Below are 13,227 nucleotides of genomic sequence, written 5' to 3'. Positions count from 1 at the left end.
TTATTCCTGTCGGGTGCCAAAGAGGCGGGCGAAGTCTGGGGTGGTTTCACCGCTGCGCTCAAAATGCAGGCTGGAAACAATGTGATCGAAGTGGTGCTTCATCGCCAGGGTCAGCGGCTCAATGTCTTTTTTACGCAGCAGATCGATAAGGTGTTCATGATCGTCACAGCGGCAGCCCCGCTGCCACGGCGCGCCCCAGGCAGCGATCACCAGCGAGGAGCGGTGCGTCAAACTGGTGACCATTTCCGTCAGCACGGCATTGCCGGAGATAGCCTGCAGCTGAATATGAAACGCCGCTGAAAGGCGGATGGCCGCCGGCCCGTCTCCGTCGCGGTGCGCTTTTTCTTCCTGCTGGATGATTTTACGCAGCGCGGCCAGGTGCGGCGCCTGAAGATGCTCGAGGACATGAGGCAGGTTGGCGCATTCGAGGACAGAGCGTGTCTGGAAGATCGCTTTTGATTCTTCGACGTCCGGCATCGCCACAAATGCACCACGCCCGGGCAGCAGGGTGATCATTTGCACCGTTGCGAGGCGCGTTAAGACTTTACGGATCCCGGTTCGGCTAATGCCAAAAACGTCCGCCAGCGCTTCTTCCGGCAGTTTGCTGCCCGGCGGCAGCTGGTGTTCGACCATCGCCGTCATCAGCGATTGCCAGATAACGGCTTCTTTATCATGCAGTTCTGCTGGGGCTGTCACCCCGAAATCACGTTTCATTCACCTCTCCTGTTAGCACCAGGCACCCTTTATTTGTATACAATATCATTGATAATTGAATACAAGAAATGCAAACCTGGCCTGGTTCCTGCAATACCTATGGCAGACGTAATCCATCTTCTGTTTTTATAGGAGCAGATCCCATGCCAGGTATAGAGAACAACGCCCCAGCCATGAAAGAGAATGCCAACGCCGGCTACAGCCCGCGCCTGTGCAACGATGACCTGGCCCCAACCCGCCACCAGACTTGGTCCTGGTATAATATTTTTTCGTTTTGGATGTCAGATGTACACAGCATGGGCGGCTACGTGGTGGCAGCCAGCTTCTTTACGCTCGGGCTTGCCAGCTGGCAGGTACTGATTTGCCTGCTGGCAGGGATTTGCATCGTGCAGTTTTGTGCCAACCTGGTCGCCAAACCCAGCCAGATGGCGGGCGTGCCTTACGCGGTGATTTGCCGCCAGGCTTTCGGCGTCTTCGGCGCGAATATTCCGGCGGTGATCCGCGGGCTTATCGCCTTCGCCTGGTACGGGATACAAACTTACCTGGCCGCTAACGCTTTAATGCTGGTGCTCTTGAAGTTCTGGCCAACGCTTGCGCCGATGACCAGCGTCAGCTTCCTCGGCCTGTCTCAGCTCGGCTGGGTCTGCTTCGGCATTATGTGGGTGCTGCAGGCGATGGTGTTCTGGCACGGGATGAATGCGATTAAGCGCTTTATTGATATCGCGGGCCCTGCGGTATACATCGTGATGATGGCGCTGGCAGGCTGGATCCTGTATCAGACCGGCTTCGATGGGATCTCCTTTACCTTAGCCAGCAAACAGCTTAGCTCCGGCGAGCAGGTGTGGCAGATGATCACCGCCACCGCGCTGGTGGTGTCGTACTTCTCCGGCCCGCTGCTGAACTTCGGCGACTTCTCTCGCTACGGTAAAAGCATGAATGAGATCCGCCGCGGCAACCGCTGGGGCCTGCCGTTTAACTTCCTGCTGTTCTCTATTGTCACCGTGGTGATTGTGTCCGGTACTCAGTCGCTGTTCGGCAAAATGATCACCGACCCGATCGAAACCGTGAGCCATATCGGCAACAGCCTCGCGATGGCGATTGGCCTGCTGACGATGATCACCGCGACTATCGGGATCAATATCGTGGCGAACTTTGTTTCTCCGGCGTTCGACTTCTCTAACTGCTCTCCGCAGAAGATCAGCTTCCGTGCGGGTGGGATGATCGCCGCGGTGGGTTCTGTGCTGCTGACGCCGTGGAACCTGTTCCAGTCCCCGGAACTTATCCACTACACGCTGGATGTGCTGGGCTCGTTCATTGGGCCGCTGTTCGGCATCCTGCTGGCGGACTTCTACCTGGTGAAAGGCGGTAAAATTCACGTCGACGATCTGTTTAACGACACGCCGAAAGGCCGCTACTGGTACAGCCGAGGCTTTAACCCGAAAGCGATTATCGCCCTGGTGCCTTCGGTTGCCGTTTGCCTGACCATCAGCTTTATTCCTTCGCTGCATGAAGTCGCCAACTTCAGCTGGTTTATCGGCGTGTTCCTCGGCCTGAGCTGCTACCGCTGGCTGGCCCGTAGCGAAAAAGTCAGCGTTGCTGCCGGTTTTGCTGGCCGCGTCGCCACCTCCAAAGAGTAAACATTGAGGCCTGGGCCCGAAGGGGTTCAGGCTTTTTCATTTCCAGACATACTCTTTTTCTTCTCTGAGACGACGGCTGGCCCAGCACGAGTGATATATTCTCCCTTCGACCTTTCCAGCAAAATTCCGTGTCAAAGGAGAGTCCCTTGCTCAGCAGTAAGAAGTCGGCCACTGAGGCTGCCCCCCATAAGCCGTCGGCCTGGTATGTTTTGCTCCTGTTCACCATTCCGCCGCTGCTTTGGGCGTGCAATTACATCGTCGGCAAAGCCGTTCGCAATGATATTCCCCCGGTGGGGCTCACCTTTATGCGCTGGCTGGTGGCGCTCATAGTGATTCTGCCGTTTGCGCTGCCTTATATAAAAAGAGACTTTCGTCGCTACCGGGAGTATCTGGGCTGGATTGTCGCCGTGTCGGTGACGGGGATCGTCTGCTTTAGCCTGCTGGTCTATATCGGCCTGCACCACACTTCGAGCACCAACGCGCTGTTGCTTAACTCCTGTATACCGGTGCTGATTATGCTGTTTGGTGCGCTATTCTTTGGGCACAAGCTCAGCGTTAAGCAGGTGGTCGGCCTGGCAATTTCCTGCTGCGGCGTGCTGTTTATTATCTTTAAGGGCGATATCCACGGGCTGCTGCAAATGGCGTTTTCATCGGGTGACCTGATGCTGCTGGCGGCCATGGCTTGTTTTGCGCTGTATACGCTGTGGATCCGAAAAATTCCTTCCGATATTAGCCGCATGGGGCTGCTGGGCGTTCAGGTGGCTATCGCGCTGGTGGTGACGCTGCCGCTGTGGCTGCATGAAATGAGCACCGGGGCTGTGCCACACTGGAATACCATGACGATTTCAGCGGTCGTGTTCCTCGGTGCATTCCCCTCTTTTGTTTCCTATCTGCTGTACGGACGCTGCGTGGAAGCCGTCGGCGCCGCACGTGCCGGGCTTAGCATTCACCTGATCCCAGTCTTTGGCGTAGTGCTGTCGCTGGTATTTCTCGGCGAAACGCTGCATCTTTTCCATATCATCGGGATTGCGACTATTTTGGTAGGCGTGGCGTTGGCCAGCAGGCACTAGAGGTGGTTTCAGCCAGCCCTTGCGCGATTGCGGCGCGGGGGTTAGGTGGATTTTTAAGAAAGACAGAAACGACGAAGGCCTGAGTCATTGCTGACTCAGGCCTTCTGAATTGTGGCGGAACGGACGGGACTCGAACCCGCGACCCCCTGCGTGACAGGCAGGTATTCTAACCGACTGAACTACCGCTCCGCGTTTTGTTCCCCGTCGGGAACGAAGCGGATATTACGGATTGCCCCGATAACCGTCAACGCTTTTTATCATAAAATTAACCGTTTGCCGCAAAAATCACCTGAGTGGTGATTTTTAACTCGTTTTGGCTATTTTTAGCTGCGCCAGAGGCAGCTGCCGCCCTTCTTCTGCACCAAATCAAGGCGCGATTCATGGGCCACCAGCTCTTCATCACTGGCGTGGATCACCCGCATACCTGTTGCACGACGTACCACGCGCTGAATGCCGCCGCTGCCCTGCTGCTGCTGCACATCACCTTCCATAGAAAATTTGAGTGACGTTTGCCCGCCGGTCATCATCAGATAAACGTCGGCCAGGATTTGGGCATCGAGCAATGCGCCGTGCAGCGTACGTTTGCTGTTGTCTATTTCATAGCGAGAGCAGAGCGCATCGAGGCTGTTCCGCTTGCCCGGGAACATCTTACGGGCCATTGCCAGGCTGTCGGTTACCTTACAGAAGGTATCCGTTTTAGGAATGTCGCGCCGCAGCTTGCTGAACTCGTAGTCCATAAAGCCGATATCAAACGAGGCGTTATGAATGACCAGCTCGGCGCCGCGAATGTAGTCGAGGAACGAGTCTGCAACCTGATCGAAGGTCGGCTTATCCGCCAGGAACTCGTCCGCAATACCGTGAACGCCAAAGGCTTCCGGATCCACCAGCCGGTCGGGCTTGAGGTAGACGTGGAAGTTGTTGCCCGTCAGGCGACGGTTGATCACTTCAACCGCACCGATCTCGATAATGCGATGCCCTTCATAATGAGCACCGATCTGGTTCATACCGGTGGTTTCGGTATCGAGGACTATTTGTCTGGTGGGGGTAGAAATCATATAGCTGTGCTCATCGCGCTCGTTTGTGTCAGACTTGACGTTTTCATCACAGGAAGTCTACCAGAGATGCGTAAACAGGTAGAAGTTTTCACCGATGGCTCCTGCCTGGGGAATCCAGGGCCGGGCGGCTTCGGGGCAATTTTGCGGTACAAGCAGCACGAGAAAATCTTCAGCGAAGGGTTTCGTCTCACCACCAATAACCGCATGGAAATGATGGCCGCTATCGTCGCGCTTGAGGCGCTGATCGAACCCTGCGATGTGGTCCTCAGCACCGACAGCCAATACGTCCGCCAGGGCATTACCCAGTGGATCCACAACTGGAAAAAACGCGGCTGGAAGACGGCAGATAAAAAGCCGGTGAAAAACGTCGATTTATGGAAGCGCCTGGACGCCGCCCTGAGCCATCACCAGATTAAGTGGGAATGGGTCAAAGGGCATGCTGGCCACCCGGAGAACGAACGCTGCGACGAACTGGCGCGCAACGCAGCCTCCCGCCCTACTCATGAGGATGTGGGTTATCAGCCGGACGCGGCGGCACCTTAGCAACGGCTTCGCGGTACTGCCGCGTGGCCCCTACCGCCGAGCGAATCTGATTTTTCGCTTTGCGGCTTTTTATTGGGTTCAGCGTCAGCGGCAGCGTGCGTTTTCGCGCCACGATAACGTGCATACAGCCCAGCGCCGGCAGATGCGTACTCAGCAAACGCCCACCTTGCTTATGCCAGGGCAGGACCTGAAAACTGCGCCGGTACATCACTTCAAAATTCAGTAACGACAGCCAGTCTTGTTGCCTCATGGGGGTAAACATTCGGCTATTATAAGGCACACGCTTACGCAGGAACGGGACCATTTTCCCCAGCCCCAGCAAGCTAATGGGATTAAAACTGCTGAGCACGATCCAACCGTCGTCGATCAGGACACGATCCACTTCCCGCAGCAGGCGGTGGGGATCAGGGCACCAGGGTAACGTGTGGGCCAACAGGCAAGCATCCACCGACTTCGCCGCAAAAGGCAAGTGCAGAGGATCGGCATTAACCTGTAGGTGTTCACCCTGCAGGGCCACATTAACCTGATGCGAAATCGCACACGCTTCGGTGTTCACTTCCGCACTCAGGTTGCCAATTTTCAATAAGTGAAAGCCGAACATTTTCGCCAGCCACGGGCGGAGCTGCTCTTCGAGCGCATCCCGATAGTGTTCTCCCCACCGCAGCTGCGCCCAATGATGGGGGGAAGTGATAATCTCAGGTATCCTTGCCGGTTTCATCACTACCTTCTTAATGGCCATAGAGAGGTTGAACTATGAATCTTAACAGTATTCGTGCCTTCCAGGATAACTACATCTGGGTGCTTAATAACGAGCAGGGAAAATGTGTGATCGTTGACCCTGGCGACGCCGCACCGGTATTGAGGGGAATAGAGGAAAACGGCTGGCAGCCAGAGGCCATTCTGCTGACCCATCATCATGCCGATCATGTGGGTGGCGTTCAGCAATTAAAGGACAAGTTTCCGAAGATTAAGGTCTACGGCCCGGAGAAAACCCGGCAGAAAGGCGCCACTCAGATCGTGGGCGAAGGGGATAAGTTTAGTCTGCTTGGGCGTGAATTTCGCGTGATAGCAACACCTGGTCACACTTTAGGACATATCTCCTTTTTTAGTTTTCCTTATCTATTTTGCGGCGACACAATGTTTTCAGGCGGCTGTGGAAGGCTTTTTGAAGGCACGGCAGATCAGATGTTTAATTCATTTCAAAAGCTTAATGAACTCCCCGCCGATACACTGATTTGTTGCGCACATGAGTATACGGAATCGAACATAAAGTTTGCCTTAAGTATTCTACCCCATGATGAGCATTTAACGGGATACTATCGAAAAGTTAAGGAGTTACGCGCAAAAAATCATTCAACATTGCCGTCTTCCCTGCAAACTGAACGTGAAATAAATATTTTTTTACGCACTGAAGATGTTGTTTTAAAAGAAGAAATAAAAAAAGAAACAAACTTGCAACAACCCCATGAGATATTCGCCTGGTTAAGGACAAAGAAGGACAGCTTCTGAATATTCTGGTTGTGTTGTCGAAAAGGCGACGGTATCATCGCTCGTCTTTTAAGCAACCATTGACACACACATGAAGGCAAAAGCGATACTACTCGCCTCTGTCTTGCTTGTCGGGTGCCAAGCGTCAAAGCATGATGCCAACATTCAACAGCACGCACAGAGTCTGTCTGCAGCTGGTCAAGGTGAAGCAGGAAAGTACACGGGTCGAGCGACCTCCGCGCGATGGATGGATGATGGAACCTTCCTCGCGCAAGATCAAAACCTGTGGAACTTCATCGGCAACGAGCTAAAGATGGGGATACCGGAAAACATCCGTATCCGCGAACAGAAACAGAAGTACCTGAGTAATAAGAGCTATCTCCACGATGTAACATTACGGGCAGAGCCGTATATGTACTGGATTGCCGGGCAAGTTAAGAAACGCAACATGCCAATGGAACTAGTACTACTACCCATAGTGGAGAGCGCTTTTGACCCCCACGCGACGTCTGGTGCAAATGCCGCAGGCATTTGGCAGATTATCCCAAGTACGGGGCGCAATTACGGTCTGAAGCAGACCAAAGCGTACGATGCACGCCGTGATGTAGTGGCTTCCACCACTGCCGCACTGGATATGATGCAGCGTTTGAACAAGATGTTTGACGGCGACTGGTTGTTGACCGTGGCGGCGTACAACAGCGGTGAAGGCCGCGTGCTGAATGCTATTAAAGCGAACAAATCGCGGGGTAAACCTACCGATTTCTGGTCGCTGGCTTTGCCACGTGAAACAAAGATCTACGTACCGAAAATGCTGGCGTTGAGTGACATACTCAAAAACAGTCAGAAGTACGGCGTACGTCTGCCGACAACGGATGAAAGCCGCGCGCTGGCGCGTGTTGAAGTAAGCAGTCCGGTTGAGTTAACGCAGGTCGCCGAAATGGCAGGCATGTCGCTCACCAACCTGAAGACCTTCAACGCCGGCGTGAAAAGCACCACCGTTGGAAAAAATCAGCGCTATGTGATGGTGCCGAAAAAGCATGCCGAGCAGCTGAAAGCCTCTCTGGCTTCAGGTGAAATCGATGCTTTACAGCCAACGTTGGTGGCGGATAACCGTCTCAACGCGGGTGGCAACAAATCCTATAAAGTGCGTTCAGGGGATACTCTGTCCAGCATTGCTTCACGCTTGGGTGTGAATACTAAGGATTTGCAGAGCTGGAATAACCTGCGCGGCTCGCACCTCAAAGTTGGGCAGACGCTCAGCGTGAAAGGTGGCGCCACGCAGCTGGCTGATAACAGCAGCATCACCTATCAGGTGCGCAAAGGCGACTCGTTGTCGAGTATTGCTAAACGTCACGGCGTGAACATCAAAGATGTGATGCGCTGGAACAGCGGTACCGATGACCTGAGACCGGGTGACCGTTTGACGCTGTTTGTCAGCGGCAACAGCTCGCCGGATACCTGATAGCCAGAACAAAAAAGGCACCTTACGGTGCCTTTTCTTTTTTACCTCACGCCTTTCGCGCTTCCAGCATGATGATATCGCTGGTGAATGAGCCGTCCCGCTGCAATTCAAAGTATTGTTTCACCTCGTCCGAGGCGCTTTTTTGATAGGCGCGGATTGCGTCCGATAACACTATCGGCGTGCGCATTCTGGCGATCCAGCTGGTAAATTCCAGATTCAACCTGTCACACAACACGCTGTGCGTGACCAGGCCCGCCTCATTGAACAGGCTAAGCCACTCTCCGCTGGAATAATTACGCACATGCGAGGTATCTCGCAGCGCCTCGACCGTTTGCAGCCAGATATCCTTAACCGGATGGCCTGGCGAGGTCACATCCATAAAGATGGCAATACCACCGGGCTTAAGCACGCGCTTTACTTCGCGCAGCGCCTGGCCAACATCGTGCCAGTGATGCGCTGAGTAGCGACTGATCACCACGTCAAAAATACCGTCGTCAAACGGCAATGATTCCGCGTATCCCTGACGCGTCGCGATATTCGCTATTCCGCGCGTTGTTGCCGCTTCAGCAACGACCGCCAGCATCTGCTCGGACAGATCATAAGCCACCACCGATTTCACTTTAGCCGCGGCAATAAAGCTGGCGTGCCCTGCCCCGCATCCCATGTCCAGGAGCGTGGCATGAGGGAAGTCATTCAGCCTTGCGCTAAGCCGCTCCAGATCGCGCCCGGAAGCATGAACCGTACTGGTCAAATAGGCGCTGGCCTGAGATCCAAACTGCTGGCCAACTTTGTCGTGATGGGATTGCGTTGTCATCGTTATGTCCTTGCGGTTAAGTGAGAAAAAGGGCAGCGCACAGGTCTGCCCAACGGCAGACCTGACGAACCTTATTTCAGCTCAGGCTTGCCGGGACGGAATTCAACTAGTAGCGGATTATGGTCTGATGCACGAGTCACCAGCACCGAAGCTTCGGTGACGTTCAGGCCACGATAGAACACAAAATCAAGAGGGCGACCAAACGCCCGGCGGCGGTGATCGTCAGTAAAGCGGACTTCACGGAGCGTCATCTCGCGGGCAAAGCGGAAGAGCGCGTTCATGCGTGGACGGCTCCAGGCATTGAAATCACCGGCCATGATCACCGGCCCGTTGTGATGCCCTATCTGGTCTCCAATAGGCCCCAACTGCTTGCTGTAGACATCGACACCGAGGCTAAAATTGACGGCGTGGATATTAATCACCATCAACATGCGCCCGTCTGGCAGCGGATAGACCGTGACCAAAGCTGATTTAGACAGGCGCAGGATCGGCTCGCGTTCACGCAGCGGGCAGCAATATACCGGATGGGCTGCAGACAACGTCATCACACCAGAAGGATGCTGGGGTAAAACGAAGGCAGGAACCTGGTCGGCAGCCAGATAGTTAGAAGTCGCAAACCTGACCAGCTCAGGCGTCGTTTGCGCTTCCTGGAGCAACATCAGATGTGCGTCTTTGCCGAAGGTTTGCAGCACTGAAAGCCAGTCGGCCCGCTGCTGCTTAAAGATGTTCCACACCAGAACGCGAATTGTGTCCTGACCGGGTAAAGGTTCACCGGGGGGTAATGCCTGGCCGATAGTCGCGAACGAGCCAGGAGGCAGAATGCGCTCTGCTGGCTGTCCGGCTACATATCTCATGGCATAGGTATTCTTGTGCACGTTTGGCTAACGACCTCAGTAACTCAACTTGCCTGCAGCTCGCAGGCTATCTTTCAGTTATAGGGACTTTAGCGCAGACTTTCAACGACCATTACAAACCATTGCCTTTCCGGAACGTAAACAATCACGCTCCGGAAGGATAAAACTTAACCGATGGCAACCCGTGATTGCTTATCGAGTCGGCCACTTAAGCCTATTAACAGCAGTGCCAGAACAACAATCACGGCGCCAATCCAGGGCGTTTGCGCCAGGCCGAAGTTCTGTACAGTCTGACCGCCAATAATAGAGCCCAGGGCAATCCCTACGTTAAAAGCCGCGATGTTGAGCCCAGAGGCAACATCTACCGCGTTGGGCGTATATTGTTCAGCTTTTTGGACAACATAAACCTGTAATCCCGGCACATTGCCGAAAGCAAAAACGCCCATCACCAAAATCGTCAGCAAGGCAGCAACATGTGAATGCGCTGTGAACTGGAAGACCAGAAGTAACGCAGCCAGAGCAGCAAAGATAAACTTCAGGGCCGGCACCGCACCGTGACGATCCGCCAGTTTCCCACCCCAGATGTTACCGATAGCCACCGATACGCCATAACCGAGCAGGATCCAGCTAACCGCAGAAGGTGAGAAGCCGGCCAGATCCTGCATCATTGGAGCAAGGAAGGTGAAGGCGGTGAACACGCCACCATAGCCCAGAGCAGTAACCAGATAGATCAGTACCAGACGCGGATGCGTCAGGACCTGTAATTGCTCTTTTATTCCCGCTATCGCACGGTTAGGAATATCTTTCGGGATAAGGATCATGCTGCTGATTAACGCGATCACGCCAATAGCCGATACCGCGAGGAAGGTTTCACGCCAGCCAAAATGCTGCCCGATGAAAGTGCCTAATGGCACGCCGGTCACCAGCGCTACCGTCAGGCCACCAAACATAATGGCAATCGCCGAAGCTGCTTTCTCTTTAGGCACAAGGCTTGTCGCAATCGTCGAGCCAATAGAGAAAAACACGCCGTGCGCCAGGCCAGTTAGTAGACGAGCCACAACCAGGGTCTCGTAATTAGGCGACAGCCAGGCAATAACGTTGCCCACTGTAAAGAGAGCCATTAGCCCAATCAGCAGCTGTTTACGCGGCAATTTACCCGTTAAAGCGGTCAGGACAGGCGCGCCAATGGCTACGCCCAGGGCATAGATAGAAACCAGCAATCCAGCCGACGGCACGGAGATCGCGAGTTGTTCAGCGATGGTCGGCACAAGCCCGACAATCACAAATTCGGTAGTACCGATTGCGAAAGCACTGATTGTCAGTGCCAGAAGCGCCAGAGGCATAATTTACTCCATAACAGGTGTCTTTTGATGACACGCAGTATGGCGGGATGCTTAAATAACAAAAATATGTAAAATCTCAATAGAATTTTGCTTGTGGAGCAACAATGAAGGCTACATCGGAAGAACTTGCGATTTTCGTTGCCGTAGTAGAAAGCGGGAGTTTTAGCCGCGCAGCAGAACAACTGGGACAGGCTAACTCTGCGGTAAGCAGAACGGTTAAAAAGCTGGAGATGAAGCTGGGAGTAAGCCTGCTCAACCGCACAACCCGGCAGTTGAGCCTGACGGAGGAAGGTGAACGCTACTTCCGTAACGTGCAGCAGATTCTGCAGGCGATGGCCGCAGCCGAAAATGAAGTGATGGAAAGTAAGCAAACGCCGCGGGGATTATTGCGCATTGATGCCGCAACGCCGGTAATGTTGCATTTACTGATGCCGCTGATAAAACCGTTCCGCGAACGCTACCCGGAAATGACGCTCTCGCTAGTCTCTTCAGAAACCTTCATTAACCTCATCGAACGCAAAGTCGATGTGGCGATCCGCGTGGGCAATTTAACCGACTCAAGCTTGCGTGCCCGGCCGCTCTTTAGCAGTTATCGCAAGATTATTGCTTCGCCTGAGTATCTGGCTGTACACGGTACGCCAGAGTCTGTCGCCGATCTGGTGAATCATGTCTGCCTGGGCTTTACCGAACCGTCATCTCTTAACCGCTGGCCTGTTTCACAAGCGGATGGGCAGCTTTTTGAGATCAAGCCTGGGTTATCTTCGAATAGTGGCGAGACACTTAAGCAGCTCTGCCTGACGGGAAACGGCATTGCCTGCCTGTCGGATTTTATGATTGATAAAGAGATTGAGAGCGGAGAGTTCGTTGAGGTGCTTGCCGATAAACTTTTGCCGGTCAATATGCCTTTCAGTGCGGTGTACTATAGCGACCGGGCGGTCAGTACACGTATTCGTGCATTTATTGATTTTCTGAGTGACGCAGTAAAACGGCCCCATGCAGGGCCGTAATCAGGATCAGTTATCCCACTTAGGTGCCAGCCCTTCCGGGCTCACCAGGCGGTCATTGCATTCCAGAGCAGCAATAGCCGCCATGTCTTCTGCATCCAGCTTCAAGTTCAGCGCCTGCAGGTTGCTTTCGAGATTCACACGTTTGGTAGATGAAGGAATGACTGCGTAACCCAGAGCCATCGCCCACGCCAGAATCACCTGAGCAGGGGTCGCCTGATGCTTCTGTGCAATGCGGCCAATCGTTTCGTCTGCCAGTGCCTTGCCATACGCCAGCGTCATGTAAGACGTGATGTGGATGTTATGCTGTTTTGCCCACTCAACAACGGTACGGTTTTGCAGGTATGGCGACAGTTCGATCTGGTTAGTCGCAATATTTTCAGCGCCAATGGCGTCAATGGCCTGCTGCATCAGCTCAACCGTAAAGTTCGAAATCCCAATCTGGCGAGTCAGACCCGCTTCTTTCGCCGACAACAGCGCCTGCATAAATTCAGCAACCGGTACGGCGTCGTTTGGTGATGGCCAGTGGATCAGGGTCAGATCGACATAATCAGTATTCAGTTTCGCCAGGCTATCCTTCAGGCTTGGGATCAGCTTGTCCTTACTCAGATTTTCGATCCAGATCTTGGTGGTGATAAACAGTTCATCACGCGGAATACCGCTTTCTTCCAGGGCCTGACCAACAGCCGCTTCATTATCATAGATTTGAGCAGTGTCTACTGCGCGATAGCCCAGTTCCAGCGCAGTTTTAACCGATGCGATGACGACGTCGTCTTTCAGGCGGAAAGTGCCCAGACCGAATGCAGGAATTGCCATTATTAACCTCATTATAGGGTGTGCGTTTGTATGAGGCAGAGTATGCAGGGGAGAACTTTGATGAAAAAGGCAGATAAATGCAGAAGATTTTTGCTAAATCAGCAACAATGCCGTCGTGTGTGATGAAATTTAAAAACAAAAAAGCCCTGAGTCTAAGACTCAGGGCTTAAATAAGTGGCGGAACGGACGGGACTCGAACCCGCGACCCCCTGCGTGACAGGCAGGTATTCTAACCGACTGAACTACCGCTCCACCGAATTTTTCTACAACCACCGGTTTGTTGCTCCGGTTTACTGCTTAATTTGATGCCTGGCAGTTCCCTACTCTCGCATGGGGAGACCCCACACTACCATCGGCGCTACGGCGTTTCACTTCTGAGTTCGGCATGGGGTCAGGTGGGACCACCGCGCTACGGCCGCCAGGCAAA

The 13,227-nt window shown here is 53.7% G+C and carries 13 protein-coding genes, 2 tRNA genes and 1 rRNA gene; 6 read left to right on the top strand and 10 right to left on the bottom strand.

Annotated features, from left to right (window positions below):
* A complete protein-coding gene (locus F3J26_RS12955) occupies positions 1 to 714 on the bottom strand; it encodes a GntR family transcriptional regulator (RefSeq protein ID WP_008457275.1) in 714 nt (237 codons plus the stop codon).
* Positions 715 to 857: 143 nt separating this feature from the next.
* Here F3J26_RS12955 and F3J26_RS12950 point away from each other — a divergent pair, with 143 nt between their 5' ends.
* Both F3J26_RS12950 and F3J26_RS12945 read left to right on the top strand, forming a co-directional pair.
* The gene (locus F3J26_RS12950) at positions 858 to 2,351 is read left to right on the top strand and encodes an NCS1 family nucleobase:cation symporter-1 (RefSeq protein ID WP_166994249.1); all 1,494 of its coding nucleotides are present in this window, start codon (positions 858 to 860) and stop codon (positions 2,349 to 2,351) included.
* A gap of 146 nt (positions 2,352 to 2,497) precedes the next feature.
* Positions 2,498 to 3,421 (top strand): DMT family transporter, encoded by a 924-nt coding sequence (locus F3J26_RS12945; protein ID WP_008457273.1) that lies wholly within the window; start codon positions 2,498 to 2,500, stop codon positions 3,419 to 3,421.
* Positions 3,422 to 3,533: 112 nt separating this feature from the next.
* Here the strand turns inward: F3J26_RS12945 and F3J26_RS12940 are convergent.
* Together F3J26_RS12940 and dnaQ are read right to left on the bottom strand one after the other, a co-directional pair.
* A tRNA-Asp gene (locus F3J26_RS12940) sits at positions 3,534 to 3,610 on the bottom strand.
* Positions 3,611 to 3,744: 134 nt separating this feature from the next.
* Positions 3,745 to 4,476, bottom strand: coding sequence for a DNA polymerase III subunit epsilon (gene dnaQ / locus F3J26_RS12935; protein ID WP_008457272.1), 732 nt, complete (start codon positions 4,474 to 4,476; stop codon positions 3,745 to 3,747).
* Between the two features lie 66 nt (positions 4,477 to 4,542).
* On the opposite strand from dnaQ, the gene rnhA reads away from it, so the two are divergent.
* The gene (rnhA, locus tag F3J26_RS12930; RefSeq protein ID WP_039290486.1) at positions 4,543 to 5,019 is read left to right on the top strand and encodes a ribonuclease HI; all 477 of its coding nucleotides are present in this window, start codon (positions 4,543 to 4,545) and stop codon (positions 5,017 to 5,019) included.
* On the opposite strand, the gene F3J26_RS12925 is transcribed toward rnhA, so the two are convergent.
* Positions 4,973 to 5,737 (bottom strand): methyltransferase domain-containing protein, encoded by a 765-nt coding sequence (locus F3J26_RS12925; protein ID WP_166994247.1) that lies wholly within the window; start codon positions 5,735 to 5,737, stop codon positions 4,973 to 4,975. The genes rnhA and F3J26_RS12925 overlap by 47 nt on opposite strands.
* 35 nt (positions 5,738 to 5,772) lie before the next feature.
* Between F3J26_RS12925 and gloB the strand changes: the two genes are divergently transcribed.
* Positions 5,773 to 6,528, top strand: a complete 756-nt coding sequence (gene gloB / locus F3J26_RS12920) for a hydroxyacylglutathione hydrolase (protein WP_166994245.1) — start codon at positions 5,773 to 5,775, stop codon at positions 6,526 to 6,528.
* A 70-nt stretch (positions 6,529 to 6,598) separates the two neighbouring features.
* Positions 6,599 to 7,969 (top strand): murein transglycosylase D, encoded by a 1,371-nt coding sequence (mltD, locus tag F3J26_RS12915; RefSeq protein ID WP_166994243.1) that lies wholly within the window; start codon positions 6,599 to 6,601, stop codon positions 7,967 to 7,969.
* A 46-nt stretch (positions 7,970 to 8,015) separates the two neighbouring features.
* Here the strand turns inward: mltD and F3J26_RS12910 are convergent, their stop codons facing one another.
* From F3J26_RS12910 to F3J26_RS12900, 3 genes are all read right to left on the bottom strand, one after another.
* Positions 8,016 to 8,783: a class I SAM-dependent methyltransferase gene (locus F3J26_RS12910; protein ID WP_008457263.1), complete on the bottom strand. Its 768-nt coding sequence runs from the start codon at positions 8,781 to 8,783 to the stop codon at positions 8,016 to 8,018.
* A 71-nt stretch (positions 8,784 to 8,854) separates the two neighbouring features.
* Complete coding sequence (locus F3J26_RS12905) at positions 8,855 to 9,658, bottom strand: endonuclease/exonuclease/phosphatase family protein (RefSeq protein WP_008457262.1); 804 nt, start codon at positions 9,656 to 9,658, stop codon at positions 8,855 to 8,857.
* Between the two features lie 146 nt (positions 9,659 to 9,804).
* Positions 9,805 to 10,980 carry an MFS transporter gene (locus tag F3J26_RS12900; protein WP_166994241.1) on the bottom strand — a complete coding sequence of 392 codons (1,176 nt, stop codon included), beginning with the start codon at positions 10,978 to 10,980 and terminating at the stop codon, positions 9,805 to 9,807.
* Positions 10,981 to 11,084: 104 nt separating this feature from the next.
* Here F3J26_RS12900 and yafC point away from each other — a divergent pair, with 104 nt between their 5' ends.
* Entirely contained in the window at positions 11,085 to 11,987 is a 903-nt protein-coding gene (gene yafC / locus F3J26_RS12895) for a DNA-binding transcriptional regulator YafC (protein ID WP_166994239.1), read from the top strand.
* Between the two features lie 6 nt (positions 11,988 to 11,993).
* Here the strand turns inward: yafC and dkgB are convergent, their stop codons facing one another.
* The 3 genes from dkgB to rrf all read right to left on the bottom strand — a co-directional run bounded on the left by dkgB (position 11,994) and on the right by rrf (position 13,223).
* On the bottom strand, positions 11,994 to 12,800 hold the full coding sequence (dkgB, locus tag F3J26_RS12890) for a 2,5-didehydrogluconate reductase DkgB (protein WP_008457256.1): 807 nt from the start codon (positions 12,798 to 12,800) through the stop codon (positions 11,994 to 11,996).
* Positions 12,801 to 12,975: 175 nt separating this feature from the next.
* A tRNA-Asp gene (locus F3J26_RS12885) sits at positions 12,976 to 13,052 on the bottom strand.
* A 55-nt stretch (positions 13,053 to 13,107) separates the two neighbouring features.
* Positions 13,108 to 13,223 (bottom strand): 5S ribosomal RNA (rrf, locus tag F3J26_RS12880).
* Positions 13,224 to 13,227: the final 4 nt, after the last annotated feature.

Source organism: Enterobacter sp. Ap-867 (assembly GCF_011752855.1).
GTDB lineage: Bacteria > Pseudomonadota > Gammaproteobacteria > Enterobacterales > Enterobacteriaceae > Cedecea.
This window is presented reverse-complemented; position numbering and strand designations above follow the sequence as displayed.

Excerpts from the sequence above, each read along its gene's own strand:
- F3J26_RS12955 (WP_008457275.1), bottom strand. The coding sequence starts at position 714 with ATGAAACGTGATTTCGGGGTGACAGCCCCAGCAGAACTGCATGATAAA.
- F3J26_RS12950 (WP_166994249.1), top strand. The coding sequence starts at position 858 with ATGCCAGGTATAGAGAACAACGCCCCAGCCATGAAAGAGAATGCCAAC.
- dnaQ (WP_008457272.1), bottom strand. The coding sequence starts at position 4,476 with ATGATTTCTACCCCCACCAGACAAATAGTCCTCGATACCGAAACCACC.
- rnhA (WP_039290486.1), top strand. The coding sequence starts at position 4,543 with ATGCGTAAACAGGTAGAAGTTTTCACCGATGGCTCCTGCCTGGGGAAT.
- F3J26_RS12925 (WP_166994247.1), bottom strand. The coding sequence starts at position 5,737 with ATGAAACCGGCAAGGATACCTGAGATTATCACTTCCCCCCATCATTGG.
- gloB (WP_166994245.1), top strand. The coding sequence starts at position 5,773 with ATGAATCTTAACAGTATTCGTGCCTTCCAGGATAACTACATCTGGGTG.
- mltD (WP_166994243.1), top strand. The coding sequence starts at position 6,599 with ATGAAGGCAAAAGCGATACTACTCGCCTCTGTCTTGCTTGTCGGGTGC.
- F3J26_RS12910 (WP_008457263.1), bottom strand. The coding sequence starts at position 8,783 with ATGACAACGCAATCCCATCACGACAAAGTTGGCCAGCAGTTTGGATCT.
- F3J26_RS12900 (WP_166994241.1), bottom strand. The coding sequence starts at position 10,980 with ATGCCTCTGGCGCTTCTGGCACTGACAATCAGTGCTTTCGCAATCGGT.
- yafC (WP_166994239.1), top strand. The coding sequence starts at position 11,085 with ATGAAGGCTACATCGGAAGAACTTGCGATTTTCGTTGCCGTAGTAGAA.
- dkgB (WP_008457256.1), bottom strand. The coding sequence starts at position 12,800 with ATGGCAATTCCTGCATTCGGTCTGGGCACTTTCCGCCTGAAAGACGAC.